The organism is Rugosimonospora africana (genome assembly GCF_016862975.1).
Classification (GTDB): Bacteria; Actinomycetota; Actinomycetes; order Mycobacteriales; family Micromonosporaceae; genus Rugosimonospora; species Rugosimonospora africana.
Map to the genome: position 1 here is coordinate 83,344 of NZ_BONZ01000081.1, position 18,222 is coordinate 101,565.

The 18,222-nt window shown below is 69.5% G+C and carries 18 protein-coding genes; 9 read left to right on the forward strand and 9 right to left on the reverse strand.

From position 1 onward, the window contains the following. Positions 1 to 80: 80 nt before the first annotated feature. The 5 genes from Raf01_RS38100 to Raf01_RS38120 are packed head-to-tail and all read right to left on the reverse strand — an operon-like array spanning position 81 to position 8,265. The gene (locus Raf01_RS38100; RefSeq protein ID WP_203922957.1) at positions 81 to 2,846 is read right to left on the reverse strand and encodes a right-handed parallel beta-helix repeat-containing protein; all 2,766 of its coding nucleotides are present in this window, start codon (positions 2,844 to 2,846) and stop codon (positions 81 to 83) included. A 30-nt stretch (positions 2,847 to 2,876) separates the two neighbouring features. Beyond that, positions 2,877 to 4,763, reverse strand: a complete 1,887-nt coding sequence (locus Raf01_RS38105) for a DUF8034 domain-containing protein (protein WP_203922958.1) — start codon at positions 4,761 to 4,763, stop codon at positions 2,877 to 2,879. Positions 4,764 to 4,813: 50 nt separating this feature from the next. Beyond that, complete coding sequence (locus Raf01_RS38110) at positions 4,814 to 6,325, reverse strand: ABC transporter substrate-binding protein (protein ID WP_203922959.1); 1,512 nt, start codon at positions 6,323 to 6,325, stop codon at positions 4,814 to 4,816. 27 nt (positions 6,326 to 6,352) lie between these two features. Then, on the reverse strand, positions 6,353 to 7,255 hold the full coding sequence (locus tag Raf01_RS38115; RefSeq protein ID WP_203922960.1) for a carbohydrate ABC transporter permease: 903 nt from the start codon (positions 7,253 to 7,255) through the stop codon (positions 6,353 to 6,355). Between the two features lie 11 nt (positions 7,256 to 7,266). Then, complete coding sequence (locus tag Raf01_RS38120) at positions 7,267 to 8,265, reverse strand: ABC transporter permease (RefSeq protein ID WP_203922961.1); 999 nt, start codon at positions 8,263 to 8,265, stop codon at positions 7,267 to 7,269. A gap of 208 nt (positions 8,266 to 8,473) precedes the next feature. Here Raf01_RS38120 and Raf01_RS38125 point away from each other — a divergent pair, with 208 nt between their 5' ends. From Raf01_RS38125 to Raf01_RS38160, 8 genes are all read left to right on the forward strand, one after another. After that, positions 8,474 to 10,057, forward strand: coding sequence for a prolyl oligopeptidase family serine peptidase (locus Raf01_RS38125; protein WP_203922962.1), 1,584 nt, complete (start codon positions 8,474 to 8,476; stop codon positions 10,055 to 10,057). Next, on the forward strand, positions 10,054 to 11,118 hold the full coding sequence (locus Raf01_RS38130) for an aldo/keto reductase (protein ID WP_203922963.1): 1,065 nt from the start codon (positions 10,054 to 10,056) through the stop codon (positions 11,116 to 11,118). Before Raf01_RS38125 ends, Raf01_RS38130 begins: the two co-directional genes overlap by 4 nt. Beyond that, positions 11,115 to 11,765, forward strand: coding sequence for an SGNH/GDSL hydrolase family protein (locus tag Raf01_RS38135; RefSeq protein WP_203922964.1), 651 nt, complete (start codon positions 11,115 to 11,117; stop codon positions 11,763 to 11,765). The genes Raf01_RS38130 and Raf01_RS38135 overlap by 4 nt, the downstream gene beginning before the upstream one ends. A 19-nt stretch (positions 11,766 to 11,784) precedes the next feature. Next, positions 11,785 to 12,156, forward strand: a complete 372-nt coding sequence (locus Raf01_RS38140) for an RraA family protein (RefSeq protein WP_203922965.1) — start codon at positions 11,785 to 11,787, stop codon at positions 12,154 to 12,156. A gap of 199 nt (positions 12,157 to 12,355) precedes the next feature. Continuing rightward, the gene (locus Raf01_RS38145; protein ID WP_203922966.1) at positions 12,356 to 12,670 is read left to right on the forward strand and encodes a PadR family transcriptional regulator; all 315 of its coding nucleotides are present in this window, start codon (positions 12,356 to 12,358) and stop codon (positions 12,668 to 12,670) included. After that, complete coding sequence (locus Raf01_RS38150; RefSeq protein ID WP_203922967.1) at positions 12,667 to 13,506, forward strand: hypothetical protein; 840 nt, start codon at positions 12,667 to 12,669, stop codon at positions 13,504 to 13,506. The genes Raf01_RS38145 and Raf01_RS38150 overlap by 4 nt, the downstream gene beginning before the upstream one ends. A gap of 75 nt (positions 13,507 to 13,581) precedes the next feature. Continuing rightward, entirely contained in the window at positions 13,582 to 14,370 is a 789-nt protein-coding gene (locus tag Raf01_RS38155; protein ID WP_203922968.1) for an ABC transporter ATP-binding protein, read from the forward strand. Then, entirely contained in the window at positions 14,357 to 15,154 is a 798-nt protein-coding gene (locus tag Raf01_RS38160) for a DUF2705 family protein (protein ID WP_203922969.1), read from the forward strand. Before Raf01_RS38155 ends, Raf01_RS38160 begins: the two co-directional genes overlap by 14 nt. A gap of 500 nt (positions 15,155 to 15,654) precedes the next feature. Here the strand turns inward: Raf01_RS38160 and Raf01_RS38165 are convergent, their stop codons facing one another. Then, positions 15,655 to 16,542, reverse strand: a complete 888-nt coding sequence (locus Raf01_RS38165; RefSeq protein ID WP_203922970.1) for an RNA polymerase sigma-70 factor — start codon at positions 16,540 to 16,542, stop codon at positions 15,655 to 15,657. A gap of 53 nt (positions 16,543 to 16,595) precedes the next feature. Continuing rightward, on the reverse strand, positions 16,596 to 16,967 hold the full coding sequence (locus Raf01_RS38170) for a DoxX family protein (RefSeq protein WP_203922971.1): 372 nt from the start codon (positions 16,965 to 16,967) through the stop codon (positions 16,596 to 16,598). A 193-nt stretch (positions 16,968 to 17,160) separates the two neighbouring features. On the opposite strand from Raf01_RS38170, the gene Raf01_RS38175 reads away from it, so the two are divergent. Then, positions 17,161 to 17,577 (forward strand): VOC family protein, encoded by a 417-nt coding sequence (locus tag Raf01_RS38175; RefSeq protein ID WP_203922972.1) that lies wholly within the window; start codon positions 17,161 to 17,163, stop codon positions 17,575 to 17,577. 175 nt (positions 17,578 to 17,752) lie between these two features. On the opposite strand, the gene Raf01_RS38180 is transcribed toward Raf01_RS38175, so the two are convergent. Next, a complete protein-coding gene (locus Raf01_RS38180; protein WP_203922973.1) occupies positions 17,753 to 18,091 on the reverse strand; it encodes a putative quinol monooxygenase in 339 nt (112 codons plus the stop codon). 16 nt (positions 18,092 to 18,107) lie between these two features. Next, positions 18,108 to 18,222 (reverse strand): VOC family protein (locus Raf01_RS38185; protein WP_308442689.1); only part of this gene is annotated, 115 nt, incomplete at its 5' end.

The window sequence follows — 18,222 nt, forward strand, 5'->3', positions numbered from 1 at the left end:
CCGTGTCCCGCGGAATCGTCGCCGTCGCCCCGTGCCGGGCAGACGGCGACGATCCCGCGTTTGCTGATGCGTCGGACCGGTCAGCTCGACGTGACGCTGATGCCGGAGACGGTGGCCGACCCGCCGCCGTACAGGCCGGAGAAGACGCCCGTGCCGACTTGTAGGTCGGCGCCCATCACGTCGGTGATGGTGCCGACCTTGTTCCAGGTGCCGCCCGCGAAGTAGTACCCGGTGAAGCTGTTACCGGTCTTGACCAGTTGCAGCTGTTGCGGGGTCACCGCGGCGGTCGTGGTGGTCACCTGGGTGGTGCCGGGCAGCGTCGCGTCGCTGCGGTAGGCCATCACGATCTGGTTGTTCGCCTGTACCCGCAGGTTGACTTCCTTGGCGTTGCCTGCGGCCCCGTCGCGGATCATCGGACCGACGCCCGCGGCCGGGGTCTTGGCGTCGACGGTCTCGGTCATGGTCACGTTGGTCGCGTTGACGGACCGGTACAGCGAGCTGCCCCGGTCGTCGTTGCTCCAGATGTTCCAGCCCGTCGTGACGATCGTGTAGGAGCCGTTGTCCTCGGTGGCGAAGCCGCTGGCCGGTCCGCCGAACTCGTCGGTGTTCAGGTGTCGCAGCGTCCACCCGGCGGGATCGGTGTAGTTGGCCGGCAGGACGGTGACCATGAACTGGGCGATCGCCGCGTGACCGTCGACGGTGACCCGCGCCTGGACCGCGGTGGCCCCGGCCTTGAGCCCGTGCAGGGTGCCGTCCGGATCCACGGTCGCGACGCTCGGGTCGGTCGGGGTGTAGACGACGTCATCGGGTACCGGCGAGGTGCCGTCGCTGGCGACCGTGGTGAGCGGAGTCTTCAGGGTCGCGCCCTCGCCCACGGTGAAGGCACCGGTACCGGCGATAGCCGCCACCAGATACGGGTTCGTCGTGATGGAGGCGCCCGGGTGCCAGACCGGCGCTCCGTACTGGTACGCGCCGATGGACGGGGTGGCGTCGGTCGATCCGTCGGTGATGCCGGGGATGGCGACACCGGCGTTACGGGCGGGTGAGTCCGTCTGGAGCGTGAAGTCGCGGTGCGCCGGGTCGACGTACCCGGGGTCGACGCTGGTCGGCAGGTTGTTGTTTATCTTCACGTTGTTGGAGGAGGTCTTCGCCTGGTTGGCGCCGATGTTGTTGATGATCTGCGTACCGCTGTCGAACGGCGGGTTGTAGGCGTAGACGCCACCGGTGTTGTTGTAGACCTTGTTGCCTTTGCCCGGCGAGTTCATCATGACGGCCGCGCCGTACAGGTACCCGTTGTTCCAGCCGACGTTGTCCCAGACGGTGGCCAGGCCGGAGCTGCCGTCCAGGTACACGCCGGACATGCCGTACTGGTCGACCAGGGGCATCGGGGTCGCGTCGTGGACCCAGTTGTGGTCGATGGTGGTGCCGGTCATGTCGAGGTTGCAGCACACGTAGATCGCCCCGGTGTCCACGATCAGGCGACCGAATCCGGAGATGTCGTTGTAGGAGAACGTGTTGTTGCGGAAGTTGTATGGTCCACCAGTCGGGAACAGGTGCGACTCGACCTGGATGCCGGCGTGGCCGACCCGGTAGATCGTGTTGTGTGAGACGACCTGGTGCTCGCCGAGCACCGTCACGCCGGCCGTGTAGGTGCCCATGCTGGACATGTCGTGGATGACGTTGTTCGTGACGGTGTTGCCGCCGCCGGTCTGGAACACCCCGTTGCCGGCGCTGAAGGCGATCTCGCTGTCCTTGAGGGTGTTGCCGGTGCCGTTGAGGATGACGCCGGTGGTGTTGTTGCCGGTGGTGTATGCCGGGGCGCTGTCGAAGGCCGACACGTACGCCAGGTCCAGTCCGGACAGCACGTCACCGGTGGAGCCGGCACCGGCGGTGATGCTCGCGCCGTGCACGTGGAAGCCCTGAATGTGGATGTTGCTGGCGTAGCTCAGGTCGAAGGCGTAGGTGCGTTGCTTGGCGCTGACGCGGTTGCCGGGGGCGCTGGTCGACCAGAAGTAGAGCGAGCCGCCGGCCGGGTCGTAGTACCACTGGTTCGGGGCGGAGAACGCCTCTAGCGAGCCATAGAGGTAGTAGCCGGTCTGGAAGGCCGACACGCCGAGGTTCGGGGCGGTGGTCAGGGTCACCGATCCCACCTTGGAGGAGGCGACCTTCTGGGTCTGCACCACGTACCAGTGCCGGGTCTGGATCTGTGAGCCGGCCCAGTACCCGTCGGGTTGGCTCAGCGCCGGATCGGCCACCGTCACTCCAGTGCTACCGGCCGCCGCGTACTCGACCCTCGGGGTCAGCGAATCGGCGCCGGGGTCGGGCCACTGGGCCTCGTTGGCGGCGGTCGCGTTGACGAAGACCTGGTTTCCGGCCAGGCCGGGGGCGATCGTCAGCGGCGCCCGGTACATGTTGCCCGCGGCGACAGCCGTGGCGAACGACGAGTGGGTCAGCCGTGGGTCGGAGGCGGTGATGGCGTCCAGGTCCGCGGCGGTGACCTGCTGCCAGCCGGTCACCGGGTCGGCGCCCTCGACGGTCACGGTCTGGTGCTGGTACGCCTCGATGGTGATGGGGGCGGCGGCGGTGCCGGAGTTGGGCACGTTGACCGTCTCGCGGTAGGTGCCGGCGAGCACTTCGCAGGTGTCGCCGGCCAGGGCCAGATCGGCGCAGCGCTGGATCGTGCGCAGCGACTTGCCTGTGCTCGTTCCGCTGTTGCGGTCGTTGCCGCTCGGCGACACGTAGAACGTGGTTCCCTGGGCCTTCGCGAAGGCCGGCACGGCGAGCAGGCCGACGGCGAGAGCCGAGACGCCAAGGATCACCTTGGCGCGGGTGAGGATCGTAGGCACGGCACTCCTTAAAGCTTCGACGCTTCGGGTTCAGTGCAGGTGCGTGAGCTGTGCCGGAGGGTGGGCGCGCAGCCGGATCGACGAGTCGAGCCTGATCGAGGTCGCCGGTGGCAGGTGGACCTGCACGTACGCGCCGTCGACGGTCAGCGCGCCGGGGCGCCGCCGTGGTTGGAGGGGCACGTTCGGGCCGGACGGCGGCCACGCGTCGGCCGCCTGATCGAAGGTGACGGTGCCGAAGCTGTGCTCGGCGAACGCGCCGGCCTGGACCACGACCCGGCGGGACCGCACCGGGTCGAGGTTGACCAGTTGGACGGACACCCGGTCGGGGCCGATCCGGTCGACCAGTGCCGCCACGTCGGGCGGAAGCCCGGGCCGGCCACGCTCGGGGTCGTGGTAGCGCAGCCGGGCGTGCCACAGCCCGCCGTTGTACAGCGGTTGCGGCGCTCCGCACGTGAGTTGGGACAGCGCCTCGGTGACCACCGGGTTGAGGTCCTGCCAGTGGTGCAGGTCGTCGGCGCCCGGGCCGGTGTGCGGGTCGGTCGGGTCGGCCCGGATGCGCGCCAGCCGGTGCGCGACCACCGCCAGCGCCAGGTGCAGCGCCTGTTCCGGGTAGGCCGGATTCGATCCGGCGAGGTAGGCCAGCCAGGGCTGCTCGTGGCCGGCCTCCTCCTTGCCGCGTACCGGCTGCGTGTCGCGCCAGCCCGGCCCGGACGGGTACCCGAGCCGGGTCAGCCGGTCGGTGTCGCCCGGGTCCTGGCTGAACTGCCACAGCGCGACCGGCAGCGCCATCTGCATGGGCTTGTAGGTGTGCCAGCCGCTGTCGTTGTGCTTGTACGGCACCAGCGTGGCTCCGGTACCACCGTCGGTACGTGCGTGCGCAAGCACCTGGTCCAGCGGTCCCCGGCCGAGGTCGAGCATCGTCTCGTCCCCGCCGAGCAGCGCCGCGTTGCACGCCGCCACGACGGCGGCGGCGCCGACGCTGTGCAGCCCGTGCGGCCAGGCCCACCCGTAGTGCCCGCCGTACCAGCGGCCGCCGAGGTACTCCCCCACCGTGCCGCCCAGGCCCACGTTGTCGGGCAGGACGCCGCCGCCGGCCCGCATCCGCGCCAGCCAACCACCGGTGTAGCGCAACACCCAGTCGCGGAACTCCGCGCGTCCGGTCAGCAGGTAGGCGTTGGTGAGCAGGCTCGTGGCGGCCAGGTTGACCGCGGTGTCGCCGCGACCCATCCGCTCGCGCATCTCCTGGCCCATCCGGCCGGCCAGCGCCGGATCGGCCAGAAGCTGTTCGTAGGAGGTGATGCCGGGGATCCAGTCCAGCGGGAGTCCATAGTAGACGAACACCGGACTCCACGGGAACACCGGCGTTCCGCCGGTCAGCCCGGCCCGCGGCCCGTCGGCACCGTTGTGCGGCGCCACGATGACGTTGTGCGCCGGGTCGTAGTTGCCCGGAGGGCCGCCCAGGTAGAGCTCGGCAGAGCGGACCGCCTGTGCGCGTAGCGACTCGTCGTGCGGGTCGGCGAGACACAGGTGGTAGAAGAACAACAGCCCTTCGCCCTGGTGGAACCAGTCGTAGCCGCGCTCGTGGCCATCGCGGACCATTCCGAGCTCGGTCAACTGCGCGGTCACCCCACGCCAGTGCCGCTTCGCGGCGGCGAGCAGATCGTCGTCCCCGCCGAGCAGGTACAGCAATGGCCAGTTGAAGAACGGCTCGTAGAAGTCGTCGACCCCGTCGCGGTCGTCCGGTGGCACGCCGAGCCGGCCACGGAACACCAGCCGGCCGTCGCCCTCGGTGTACCGGTCGGCGAAAGCGCGCCAGGCCCGGTCGAGCACCGTGAACAGCCGCCGTTGCAGCACCGCCCAGGTGGGTGGGGCCGGGCACGGAAGCGTCGCCTCGATGGTGGGCCAGAGCGCGCTCACGCCAACCTCCTTACTGGTGGTGGAAAAGTGGAGAGCAGCAGTCGCGGCGACTACTTGGCGGACGCGCCGAAGGCGTCCATCTGCTCCTGCGCCTTGGACAGCAGCGTCGGCATCCCGGACTTGCTCAGCTTGTCGAGGAATTCGGGGATGCCCTTGTCCGGATCGACCAGGCCGATGGAGATCTGCTGCTGGTACTGCTTGATGGTGGCCGCCACCGTGGAGACCTGGGTACGCAGCGGCGAGGTGTCCAGCGAGAAGCCCAACGCCGTGGAGACGACGGCGCTGGAGTTCAGGGCGGACTCCACCTCCCAGCGCTTGCTGGCGGCGTCCTCCTTCGTGCGGTAGTAGGCGTTGAACTGGTTGCCGAACTGCCAGTCGGAGTTCGGGTTGTACGGCGACTTCGCGGGGTCCACCCCGGTCGGCAGGCTCGCCACGCCGGTCGCCTTGTCCAGCACGTAGTCCTTGCCCTCGATGCCGAAGCAGAGCAGGTTGTAGAGGTACTTGTCGGTGTTGAGCAGCTCCAGAAACTCCAGTGCCTCGGCCGCGTGCTTCGTGTCGGCGCTCACGCCGGTCAGCGTGGAGGCACATCCGTCGGTGTTGAGGATCGGCTTGGGCACGAGGCTCTTGGAAACGGTCGCGAACGTCTCCAACTGCGGGTTGGTCGGCGGGGCCTGGTTGGGCCACAGCGCGATGCCGCCGCTGTGCTGCTTGGTAGCCCGGTCCTCGCCGCTGAGCGGGTCGGTGGTGGTGTATCCGAGCTGCCGCCAGCGGTGGAGCAGCTGTGCGGCGGCCTTGAACTCCGGCGTCTCGTATACATTAATGATCTTGCGTTGTGGGTCGTCGTAGCGAATGGCCAGGCCGTAGGCGGTGGCGACCGGGTCGTATCCGTGCAGCTCCGGGTAGAACGCGGTGCCGCCGGTGCCCGCGTCCGTGCCCCAGGGGATGACACCCTTCTCGCCGGACTTCACCTTGGCCAGGAACGGCTCCAGATCGGCGTAGGTGGTGATGGCGGCGGGGTCGAGGCCGTACTTGTCCGCGAGGTCCTTGCGGGCGATATAGCCCCACAGCTTCGGGAAGCGCTGTTGGTTGATGACACCGTAGAGCTTCCCCTTCACCTTGGCCCCGGCCCAGATGCTGGCGGGCAGGCTGGCGTACAGCTTGGGGGCGTGCCGCGGCAGCAGTTTGGTGATGTCGAGCAGGTTGCCGCTACCCGCGTTCTTGAAGAAGTCGTTGGACCACGTGGCCGTGAAGAAGAGGTCGCCCACGTCGCCGGCCGACATGTTCAGCGTCATCTTCTGGTCGTAGTCCATGGTGGGCTGGAGTGTGACGGTGAAGGACTTGCCCAACTTCTTCAGGTAGTCGTTCATCGCCTGCTGCACCGCCGGCACGTCGGGGGCGTCGACGTAGGCGAAGTACTGGTACTTCAGGTTGACCGAGCCCGACGTCGAGTCGTCGTCCGAGCCGCAGGCAGCGATCAGCGGTCCGGCGGCGCCGAGGGTACCGGCGGCGAGCAGTGCCTTACCACCGTTGAACAGCAGGGAACGACGCGAAATCTGTGTCATGGTGCCGTGACCCTCCCGGGTGTGGAATCAATCTTTGAGTCCGCCGATGGTGATGCCGCGGACGAAGTAGCGCTGCACGAAGAAGAACGCGGCGACGATCGGGCCGATCGCCAGCACCGCGATCGCCATCCGTACCGACTGCACGGGCACACTGGCCAGGTTGTCCGTCTGGCTGTTGCTGGCCGCGAAGTTGATGTTCGAGATGATGTGGTACAGCAGCAACTGCACCGGTGACAGATCACTCTTGTCGATGTAGAGCAGCCCCAGCCACCAGTCGTTCCAGTAGATGAGGGCGGTCAGCAGTCCGACGGTCGCCAGCGCGGGCGTCGACAGCGGCAGCACGATCTGGAAGAACGTGCGCAGCTCGCCCGCCCCGTCGACGCGGGCCGCGTCCATGATGTCGACCGGCAGCGACAGGAAGTAGGTGCGCAGCAACAGAACGAACCACGGCGAGACCAGGTACGGCAGGATCAGCACCATCAGGTTGTTCCGCAGGTGCAGGTACTGCGTGATGAAGATGTAGCTGGGCACCAGCCCGCCGTTGAACAGCATCGCGAACAGCACGTAGAACGCCAGCGGTGCGCGCAGCACGTATTCGCGCCGGGCCAGCGTGTAGGCCAGCATCGACATCACCAGCAGCGACGCGACGGTGCCCACCACGGTGACGAAGATGGAGATCCCGTACGCCTGGATGATCTGGGTGGGGTCTCCGATGACGTACCGGTAGGCGAAGGTCGTGAATCCGTGCGGCAGGAACGAGTAGCCGTGCTGGTCGATCGCGTGCTCCGAGGAGAACGACGCGGAGAGCACCAACAGCAGTGGTGCGACGAACGCGACGGCGCACAGCGCGAGCAGGACGTGCGCGACCAGCCGCGGCCAGTCGGGGCGCGCCGGGGTGGCACGGCGCACGGGCCGGATGTCGGTAGCCACGGATCTCCTCCTTAGAACAGGGCCTTCTGCGGGTCGCGGCGGCGGACCAGCCAGTTGGCCAGCACCACGAGCACGAATCCCACGAAGGCTTGGTACAGGCCGGCTGCCGCCGACATCCCGACGTCACCCAGCGAGGTCAGCGACCGGTACACGTACGTGTCGATGACGTCCGTCGTCGGGTACAGCAGGGTGCTGTTTCGCGTCACCTGGAAGAACAGGCCGAAGTCGGCGTGGAAGATGTGGCTGACCGACAGCAGCAGGTTGATGATGATCAGCGGCACCAGCATCGGCAACGTGATGCGTCGCATCTGCTGCCACCTGCCGGCCCCGTCCATGCTCGCGGCCTCGTAGTACTCCGGGTTGATCGCGATGATGGCGGCGAGGTACGCGATGACCCAGAAGCCCACGCCCTTCCAGACCGCGACGATGGTCAGGATCAGCGGCCAGAAGCCCGACCGGGAGTACCAGTCGATGGGTTGCATGCCCACGCCGGTGAGCGCGTGGTTGACCAGTCCGTGGTCGGCGTCGAGGAAGGCCAGCACGAAGTACGAGACGACCACCCAGGAGAAGACGAAGGGCAGGAACACCGCCGACTGGTAGACCTTGGCCAGCCGCGGGGAACGGTCGCGGACCTCGTTGAGCAGCAGCGCGAGGGTCAGCGACACCAGCAGGTTGGCCGCGATGATCAGCGCGTTCATGAAGACGGTGTTGAACGTGATGTGCCACGCGTCGCCGCTGGAGAAGAGGAACTTGAAGTTCTCCAGCCCGGCCCACGCGCTGCCGAACACGCCGCGCGCCGGCCGGTAGTCCTTGAAGGCCAGGACCACGCCGACCATGGGCACGTAGCTGAAGACGAACAGCAGCACCAGCGCGGGCAGTCCCATGAGGAACAACGTGAGCGTGGAACGAAGCCGGGCCTGCCGGCGGGAGACCGTCTTCGGGCGGTGCGGCGTCACGAGTTCGGGTGGCGGTGACTCAGCCACTTCCGTGACGGCGGTGGGGGCTGGCATAGGCAACTCCGAAGGGTCTTCCCAGCGGTGGCCGGGTGGGGCGGGGCCGGCACTGATGGCTTGTGATGGCTTTGCGACCTGGTGCGAGCCCGGGGCGGCGGCCCGGACCCCGCTGGCGAAGCGCCGATCAGAACGTGGGAAAAACTATTCCGCTCGCCAGGTCAGTATATTTCTTTACATGTAACTGGACTGCAATATACTAAGCACCATGGCCTTGCTCGAGCAACCCCCTTCGCCGGGTACCCGCACCGCCGCCCTCGACCGCGTGCGTGCCGCCCTCCCCGATCTCGCCCCGGCGGAACGCCGCGTCGCCGACCGGCTGCTGTCCGATCCGGCGCGGGCCATCGCCATGTCCATCAGCGAGTTCGCGGAGCTGTGCGAGGTGGCCCAACCCACCGTGTCGCGGTTCTGTCGCAACGTCGGCTTCCCCGGTTACCCGGCGCTGCGCCTCGGAGTGGCCAACGACTTCGCGGCCGACGGCCACCAGGCGCGCGAGTCGGCGCCCGACACGCTGAGCCCACTGGCCGACCGGCTGCGCACGGACGCCTCGATGCCCAATGCTGCCCGCCAGCTGCGCCTGGCCCGCTGGGTGGAGATCTGGCCGGCACCCGAGCTGGCCGGCGCGGGTGCGGTGCTCGCCGCGGGGCTGGCCGAGCTGTCGGTGCCGGCGGCCTGCTCGGCCGTGCCGAATCACTGGCCACGACGGGCGCGCGGAATGCCGACCGGTTCGGTGGTGGTGCTGCTGGCCTACGGCAACGCCGAATTCGGCGCGAGCGCCGGCCTCGCGGCAGCCCGCGAGGCCGGTGCGCAGGTGGTCTACCTGGCTGCGGCCCCGTCCCGGCAGTTACTCAAGGAGGCCGACGTCACGGTCCCGCTGCCCGAGGGACCGTCGGCCGAACTGGTCGGCCTGCTGCTGGCCGACGCGATGGTCGAGGCGGTCCGCCAGGCATCCAATCTCGCCGGACCGCCCGGTCCGGTCTCACCGTGGCGCCCCTGGGCGCAGGTGCAAACGCTGTTCCTGCCGTACAGCCCCGACCCGATCCCGGCGCTGCACCTGCGGGCACCGCAGAGCGTCCGCCGAGACACGCTCGTGGTGTTCTACAACGGCTTCCGGGGCAACAAGGAACAGGCGTTGCCGCCCGGCGTGACGGGCAACCGGGTCAGCCCCAACATCGTCGCCGCCTTGCTCAACGCCGGCCACGACGTGCTGGTCCCCGATGCCCCCGGGCACGGTGACCGCAAGCGGGCCTGGCAGGACGTCGCCGAGCTGCACCAGGCCAGCATGGCCGGGCAGGGACCGGACCTGCTCAAGATTGCGCGGGCCGAGTCGAAGGCCATCGTCGACGCGGCGTTCTCGCTGGGACTGGTCGCCTCCAAGGACCGGCTCGCCGTGGTCGGCCAGTCCTGGGGCGGGATGCAGACACTGTTCAAGCTGGCCTGCGACCCCCGCCCGGCCTGCGGGGCGGCCATCATGCCGGTCTGCGACGTGACGCAGATGTCCGAGTTCGCCGACCTGGGCGACGCCGCGCGGGTGGCGACCTCCGGCCCGAGCGCCAAGCTCGCCCCGCAGCTGGCCGGGCGGCCGCTGCTGGTCATCGCCGGGGCCGAGGACACCATCACCACTCCCGGACACATCGCGGACTTCGTCGAGGCGCTGCGGCCGGCCTACGCGGCCTCGGGTGCGTCGCAACACCTGCGGCACGTCGTACTCGAAGACGTGGGCCACGAGTTCGACCCGCGCCAGGTCGACGCCGTTCTGGAGTGGCTCGACCAGTACCTGGCCGCCGCGTGAACTCTGCCGTGAGGCCACGCGGGCCGCGCCTTCCCACCCTCGGGCTGGGCACCGCGCCGCTGGGCTTCCTCTACGAGCCGGTCGACGACGAGCAGGCCGCCGCCACCATCGCCCGCGCGCTCGAGGGTGGAGTGTCCTATCTGGACACCGCCCCCGGGTACGGGCTCGGTGTGGCCGAGGCACGGGTCGGCCGGGCGCTGCGGTCGGCAGACCCCGGCGTCATCGTGTCCACCAAGGTCGGCCGGGTACTGACCGAGCCGGCCGGACCGTTCACCCCACCGTTTCCCGGGGCCCCCCGCCTGCGGGCCCGGTTCGACTTCAGCCGCGACGGGATCCTGCGCAGCCTGGAGGACAGCCTGCGACGGTTGGGCACCGACCGGGTCGACGTGGTGTACCTGCACGACCCGGACGACCACGAGGACGAGGTGTACCGCAGCGCGTACCCGACCCTCGCCCGGCTGCGCGAGGAGAAGGTCGTCGGCGCGATCGGGGTCGGGATGAACCAGTCGGCGATGCCGGCCCGGTTCGTCTCCCGGCTGGACCTCGACCTCGTCCTGCTGGCTGGGCGGTACTCGCTGCTGGATCACAGCGCCATCACCGACCTGCTGCCGGCCTGCGCCCGGCGGGGCGTCGGAGTCGTGGTCGGCGGCGTGTTCAACAGCGGGATCCTGGTCGACCCCGGCCCGCACGCCCGCTACGCCTACTCGCCGGCCAGCGACGACGAGTTGGCCCGCGCCCTGCGGGTGCGCGAGGTCTGCCGCCGCCACGGCGTCCCGATGAGCACCGCCGCGATGCGCTTCCCGCTCGGCGACCCCGCCGTGGTCAGCGTGCTGGTCGGCATGCGCTCACCGGCCGAGGTGGCCGCCAACCTCGCCGCGTTCGGGCACCCCGTCCCCGACGACCTGTGGTCGGAGCTGCGCGCCGAAGGGCTGCTCGCACCCGACACACCAACCCCGACCACCGGCGCCCCGCCCGGGCTCACCCCGGTCGGCCAGTCGCCGCACGAGGGCGCGTCGGACCGCGCGTCAGACGCCGCATCAGACAAGGAGAACGTGGCGTGACGCGCAGTCTCACTGCCGGCAGCACGATGCTGTTCATCGGCGACAGCATCACCGACTGCGGCCGCGACCGCGACGACCCGGCGTCCCTCGGAGCCGGCTACGCCGCCATGGCCGCCGGCTTGCATGCCGCGCGCCGGCCGGGTCAGCGCATCCAGTTCGTCAACCGAGGCATCGGCGGCGACCGCGTCGTCGACCTGCGCGCCCGGTGGAAGCGGGACTGCCTCGCCCTGAGCCCGGACACGGTGTCGGTGCTGGTCGGCATCAACGACGTGTGGCGCCGCTACGAGGGCGACGACCCGACGACGGTCGAGGACTTCGAGGAGGACTACCGGTTCATCCTCGGCGAGGCCGCGGCGCACGGCGCACGGCTGCTGCTGATCGAACCGTTCCTGCTGCCGGCGCGCCCCGAGCTGTGGACCCGCCGCGAAGACCTCGACCCGAAGATCTCCGCCGTGCGGCGGCTGGCCTACGAGTTCGGGGCGGCGCTGGTGCCCGCGGATGGGCTGCTGGCCCAGGCGGTCGCCGACAGCGACGTCCAGGAGTGGTCGTCCGACGGGGTACTACACCTGACCCCGGCCGGGCACGCACTGCTGGCGCAGGCATGGCTCGCCGCCGCCAAACTCGACACAGCCGAAAGGGCCCGCTGATGCCGGCACCGACCCCGGCATGGTTCACCGAAGCGCGGTTCGGGCTGTTCCTGCACTGGGCATCTACGCGGCCGCCGCGCGGCACGAGTGGATCAAGTCCCGCGAACAACTGACCGACGCCGACTATCAGCGGTACTTCGACCACTTCGACCCCGACCTTTACGACCCTGGCCGGTTGGGCACCTGCCCGACCGGTACGACTTCGACCAGAGGCCCGCGGGCTGGACCCTCGGGCGCGGTCGGCGATGTCGTCGCCAAAGCCGGCGACCACGAGGACTGGGAAGTGTTCAGCCGCCAGCGCATCGACGAGGGCGCCCGGCTGTCGGACTACTACCCGCTGACGCCGCAGAGCCGGCAGGAATACGAGGAGTGGCGCAGCTCCCAGCGATAACGCCGGGCGGCCTCTGCCACGCCGCGGCCCCTGCGATGCCGCGACCTCTGCAACACCACCGGCCCCTGCAACACCACCGGCCTATACAACACCGCGGCCTCTGCCCACCCGCGCGCCACATCCGGTCCCCATCCGAAGCGGTGGCGCTATATCGCCCGGTGTAGTACGCTCGGCGTTATATCGCGGGACGGAGTAGAGAATGGTCGACGAACTGGGCCGCTGGGCCGAGCCGGGGCTGCTGGTGCTCGCCAGCCTGGCCGACGGCGACAAGCACGGGTATGCCATCACCAATGACGTCGCCGAGCAGGTCGGGGTGAGCCTCGGCCCCGGCACGCTGTACGCGGCGCTGAGCCGGCTGGAGGAGCGGGGCCTGATCGAGGGCCTGCCGGCCGAAGGGCGCCGCCGCCCGTACCGGCTGACCGCGGCCGGCGCGGCCGAGCTGTCGGCCCAGGCGTCGCGGATGCAGCGGCTGGCCACGCTGAGCCTGGGCCGGCTGCGGATGGCGTCGGCGTGACCGGCGATCCGTGGCTGGTCCGCGCGCTGCTGGCCTGTTACCCCTCGGGTTGGCGGCGCCGGTACGGCCAGGAGTACGCCCAGCTGCTGTGCGACCTGGGCGTCCACCGGCGTCCCCGGCTGATCGTCAACTCGTTGCGGGGCGCGGTACACGCCCGGTGGGAACAGGGAGGGTTCATGTCCACTCGTTCACCGATGACCACCGCGGTGTGGGCCACCGGCCTGTTCACCGTGGCCGGCATCGCGTTCCAGAAGCTCGCCGAGGACCTGACCGGCGCAGCCGGCGGCGTCTACGTGCTGCTGGTCGCGGCGGCCGCGGTCGCGCTGCTCGCGCTGGTGGCGGCGGCGGCGCCGACCGCGATGGCGCTGTTGCGCGGCAGGGATGCCGGCGCCTGGCGGTACGTGGCCGTCCCGTTCGCCGGCGCCGCCGCCTGGTACGGGGTTCTGCGCCTGGCGCTGCTGCTCTCGCAGGGCCACGGGGTGCACTCGGCGGCCACCATCACCGGGTTTGCGCTGATCGCGGTCAGCGGCATCGGTCTGGTCGTGGCCACCGCATGGGCGGCGGCGACCGTGCTGCGCCGGGTACCGGCCGACCAACCGACCCGGTTGCGACCGGCGGCCCTGGTCGTTCTGGCCGCGGGCATGGCGGTGACCACCGTCGTCGCCGTGATCTGGGGCGCACGGGTGCACGCGAGCGATCCGACCGTGTTCCACGGCGACCACGGGCTCCTGGCCACCCCGTTCGTGCCCAGCTGGATCGCCACGATCGGATTGATGGCCGCCGCGAGCGTCCTCGCTGCGGCGGCGGGCCGGCGCCAGCTGGCCGCGACCCGCTAGCCAACCCCGCACCACACCTCCCATCACCGCACCTCCCCCACCTTCCGGCGATCCGCCGAGAAAGGGCGATGCCCCATGTCCGCACCCGCCGCGCCAACGGCGACGATCCGCGTCGACGGCCTGTCCAAGCGGTACGGCCGCCAGCAAGCCGTCGACCGACTCACCTTCGCCGCCGGCACCGGGCAGATCTGCGCGCTGCTCGGACCGAACGGGGCCGGCAAGACCTCGACCATGCGGATGCTGGTCGGTCTGTCCACTCCGGACAGTGGCACCGCCCACATCGCCGGCGAACCGGTGAGTCTCGGCGCCGCGGTGCTGCGCCGCGTGGGTGTGCTCATCGACGGGCCGGCGTTCGTACCCCATCTGAACGGGACCGACAACCTGAAGCTGCTGTGGGCGGCGGCCCGGCGGACCTGGCCACCGCCCGGCCTGCGTGACGCCCTCGACCTGGCCGGGCTCGGCGCCGCGATCGACCGCAAGGTCAAGGGCTACTCGATGGGCATGAAACAGCGACTCATGCTCGCCCAGGCGCTGATGCGCCTGCCCGACGTCCTGATCCTGGACGAGCCGGCCAACGGCCTCGACCCCGCCGAGATCCGCGCTCTGCGGGAACACCTGGCAGCCCTGGCCAAGGCCGGCGCCACTGTCCTGATCTCCAGCCACCAGCTCGCCGAGGTGCAGCAAGTCGCCACCCACATCGTCGTGATGAACCGGGGCCGGCGCGTCAGTTCCGGGCCGCTGGCCGACGTCCTCGCCGCGAACCCGGCCCACCGGTCCCTGGAGGACGCCTACCTCGCCATGACCGACGGACGCCATCAACCGACGGACGCCATGACCGAAGGACACCGTGATGCTGCGCGTTGAACTCACCACCCAACTGATGCGGCTGCGCACCCTGATCGCCCTGGGCTTCCTCGCCGCCGTCCCGGTCCTGGCCGGCCTGTCGTTCGCTCCCGAGGCCGGACATCGCAACGGCACCCAGACCGGCCTGTTCGGAGCGTCCCCCTACTCGGCGCTCAACCACACCATGGCGAGCCTGGAGTTCATCGGGCCGCTCCTGTTGCCGGTCATCGTCTGCCTGCTCGCCACCGTCATCGCGTCCGCCGACCGCGACTGGGGCCTCCTGCGCTACCTCTACGTCGCCCCGGTCACCCGGGCCCGGCTGCTGACCGCAAAGCTCGCCGCCGTGGCCATCGCCACGGCGCTCGCCCTCGGCTGTGTGCTGGCCGCCGGGTTCGTCACCGGCCTGGCCCTCTTCGGCTGGCATCCGTTCCATCGGATCGGCTCCCCCAATCTGAGCACCGGCGACGCCATCGCCCGTGCGCTGGCGGCCAGCGGCTACACCCTGCTGTGCATGCTCAGCATCGCTGCGATCGCGTTCACTCTCGGGGTGCTGCTGCCGCGCGGCGCCGAAGCCCTCGCCGCGGCGGTCGCGTTCGTCGTCGCCGCCAGCATCCTCAACGGCCAGTCCGCCCTGCACGCGGTCGCCGTGGCCCTGCCGGTCCACTACTGGCAGAACTGGGTGGGGCTGTTCGAGCCGGGCCCGGCCGGCGGCCTCGGGACCGGAGCCCTCGTGCAGCTCGCCACCGTGGCCCTGTGCACCGCCGTCAGCCTAGCCGTGCTGCATCGCCGCGATCCGGCGGCATGACCGGCGCCCCGTCCGATGCCCATGCCATGACATCCCAAGGCGAGTCACGGACGGGGTCAGATGATGGTGGACGGTTGTCCTCACGAGCGGCTTGAGACACCTCGCCTAGCGCGATCACCCGCTAGGCGAGGCCCTGGGAACAACGCCAAGCGTGCCACTCACAGATCCGCCCCACTCCAGTGGAACGGTGCGAACCTGACCAGACCGAGGGCGGAGCGTATGGCTCTCATACGATCTTGGGGTGTTCGAGGGGGGATCGAACCCCCACAATGGTGCTTTCCCCCGAAAACGGGGGCGCATACCCCCACTATAGCCGGAACCCGTGCTCGCACAAAGCTTTCCGGGACGATCGCCGTATGTCCTATGTGGTCTGTGCAACTGGATTTGGCCGCCACTCATCTTGACTTCCTCACCGGGGGTACACACTCAGCCGCCAGTTGAGGATGCGTGGGCGTCCCGAAATGCCAACCCTTCGTCGAGAATGGACGTGACCTTCCGCTTCAGACTGCGCGCTGATTGTCGAGCTCGAGTCTGGTGAGCTTGTCGGGGTTGCTGATGAGGTGGATCGTCTGGATCCGTTCGGTGCGGGCGCCGACATGAAAGCTGAAGGCGGCGTACGGGGTCGCGCCGAGCAGCGTGAGGGCTCCCGGTCCGCCGTTGATATCGACGATGCGCATGAGGGTGCCGGTGGGGATGTTGTCCGCCGTTGCGGCAAAGAACCGGGCGACCTTCTCGGCCCCGTGGATCGGGCGGCGTGGGCCCGGTGTCTTCCCGCCGCTGTCGGCGATGAGCGTGACCTCCGGTGCGAGCACTGACAGCAGGGCGGCGAGGTCGCCGCCGATCGCGGCCTTCATGAATCGTTCGGTGACGGTACGCGAGACATTCCGATCGGCGTCGAAACGGGGTTGACGAGCCTGGATGTGTTGACGGGCGCGGTGGGCCAGTTGGCGGACGGCTTGGTCGGATCTGCCGATCGCGTCACTGATCTGAGGGTAGGTGAAGCCGAATGCCTCCTTGAGGACGAACACGGCGCGTTCCAGCGGCGACAGGGTCTGCAGGAGCACCAGCATCGCCATCGAAATCGAGTCGGCCAGGGCCGCGTCCTCGGCGATGTCCGGTTCAGTCAACATCGGTTCGGGCAGCCAGGCCCCCACATAGGTTTCGCGTCTGCTGGCTGCCCGGCGGATGTGGTCGAATGCGGCGCGGGTGGCGATGCGGACCAGGTACGCCCGCGGATCGGCGACCGCGGCGCGGTCCGCGCGGTGCCAGCGCAACCACGTCTCCTGAACGACGTCATCGGCCTCATCCACGCTGCCGAGGATCCGGTAGGCGACACCGTGCAGCAGCTTGCGGTGGCAGTCAAAGACGTCGAGCACGGCGTCGGACATGGTGCGCGGCCTTTCGTTGATAACGTACTGACCTGCGTGAGGCGCCGTACGGCTTAGCCGAGGTGGGCGAGTCGACCGCTGGCGACGACGACACACAAGATCAGAATGGCGGCATTGCCGAGCACGGTGCGGGGCTCACCCAACCGCAGATGAATCAGTGCGGCGCCGACCATGATGATCGCCAGTCCGATCGCGGCCAGCGGGGTCAGGACTGGCGCGACATCCATCGCCCATGGCAGCAGCAACCCCAACACCCCAAGCAGCTCCGCGAGGGCGACGAACCGCACCGCGGCCAGCGGCACCGGCCCCACCCCGGTCTGCCCCTTCGCGACCAACTTCTCCTTCGACCAGGTGCCCTTGGTCACGGCCGAGAACAGGAACACCATAGCCACGATCACCTGCATGATCCACAAAGCGACGTTCATCAAGTCCTCCACTACACACCGGCGCCGGGCGGCGCCATCGACAAGAAGGCGCGACGAGCGTGCCGAACTGTGACATCGCCCCGGGGCACCCGCCCCTCCCCCACGACAGCCGTTGTTGCAGGACGCGCAACAACTCGTCGCATGCGTCGTACTGTGTTGGCGAGCAGCTTGTCAAAGCAGTCAGGGAGCCGACATGTCCGACGAACCTGCCGTCCGCGAACTCCGCCTCGTGGTCACCGCGACCGACTACGAAGCGGCACTGCACTTCTACCGCGATGTCCTCGGCCTGGCCGAGCGCGCTGCTTTCGCCTCTGCCGATGGAAGGGTCACCATCCTCGACGCCGGCCGAGCCACCTTGGAGTTGGCCGACCCGGGCCACGCCGCCTTTATCGATGAGGTCGAGGTCGGGCAGCGAGTGGCTGGCCACATCCGCGTCGCGTTCCAGGTCGACGACTGCGACGCCGCCACGTCGAGGCTGGCCGCTGCCGGTGCTCAGGTGATCGCCCACCCGACCCGGACCCCATGGAACTCGCTGAGCGCACGGCTGGAGGCACCCGGCGCTCTGCAGTTGACTCTCTTCACTGAGCTCGGAGGTCCCGAGGCTGACTAACGCATGACCGACCAGCACCTAGCCAAGTGCTGCGACACTTCTGCCCCCTGTCCGAATCCAGCGCCGAAGGCCCGCGCGGTGTGGTCGCCAAGGGCGACCCGCCAGGACTCGGCGCTGGTGCCTGACCCGGCCGGTGTGCCACGCGCACGCGCCCGGCACACCGGTCCTACGGCGACTACTCGGCCAGCCCCACGCCGCCCAAGGGCACCAGGTCGACCCGTCGCATCGGGCCGTCGACCATCGCCATCACGGCGGCCATGCTCACCGGCGGGTTCGCCGCCGTCCGCGCCGCCTCCAGCGCCGCGTTCACCGCAGCTTCGTCGGACCACACCTCGAACGCGTACACCGTGTCCGGGTCCGCCCGATCCTGGTTGATCACGTACAGCTCGCAGCCGGGGAACCCGCGCAGCGTACCGGCGACCCGCACCAGCGCGGCCGCCAGTTCATCACCCCGCCCTGGCAGCGCCTTCGCCGTCATCAACCGGCCCACCCGGGCCGCCGCATCCTCGCTCACCACACTCACTTCCGGCTCAGATGCTCGTCGTGATACAGAACGGGTGCCCGGCCGGGTCCAGCAGCACCCGCCACCGGTCCGGCCGCGGCTGCTCTGGGGGCTCCGTCGCCCCCAGGGCGATCAGGTCCGTC

What these genes read in the sequence shown, in the direction of transcription:
- Raf01_RS38110 (WP_203922959.1), bottom strand. Translation starts at nt 6,325, where the DNA reads ATGACACAGATTTCGCGTCGTTCCCTGCTGTTCAACGGTGGTAAGGCA.
- Raf01_RS38120 (WP_203922961.1), bottom strand. Translation starts at nt 8,265, where the DNA reads ATGCCAGCCCCCACCGCCGTCACGGAAGTGGCTGAGTCACCGCCACCC.
- Raf01_RS38125 (WP_203922962.1), top strand. Translation starts at nt 8,474, where the DNA reads ATGGCCTTGCTCGAGCAACCCCCTTCGCCGGGTACCCGCACCGCCGCC.
- Raf01_RS38140 (WP_203922965.1), top strand. Translation starts at nt 11,785, where the DNA reads ATGGTTCACCGAAGCGCGGTTCGGGCTGTTCCTGCACTGGGCATCTAC.
- Raf01_RS38145 (WP_203922966.1), top strand. Translation starts at nt 12,356, where the DNA reads ATGGTCGACGAACTGGGCCGCTGGGCCGAGCCGGGGCTGCTGGTGCTC.
- Raf01_RS38155 (WP_203922968.1), top strand. Translation starts at nt 13,582, where the DNA reads ATGTCCGCACCCGCCGCGCCAACGGCGACGATCCGCGTCGACGGCCTG.
- Raf01_RS38160 (WP_203922969.1), top strand. Translation starts at nt 14,357, where the DNA reads ATGCTGCGCGTTGAACTCACCACCCAACTGATGCGGCTGCGCACCCTG.
- Raf01_RS38165 (WP_203922970.1), bottom strand. Translation starts at nt 16,542, where the DNA reads ATGTCCGACGCCGTGCTCGACGTCTTTGACTGCCACCGCAAGCTGCTG.
- Raf01_RS38170 (WP_203922971.1), bottom strand. Translation starts at nt 16,967, where the DNA reads ATGAACGTCGCTTTGTGGATCATGCAGGTGATCGTGGCTATGGTGTTC.
- Raf01_RS38175 (WP_203922972.1), top strand. Translation starts at nt 17,161, where the DNA reads ATGTCCGACGAACCTGCCGTCCGCGAACTCCGCCTCGTGGTCACCGCG.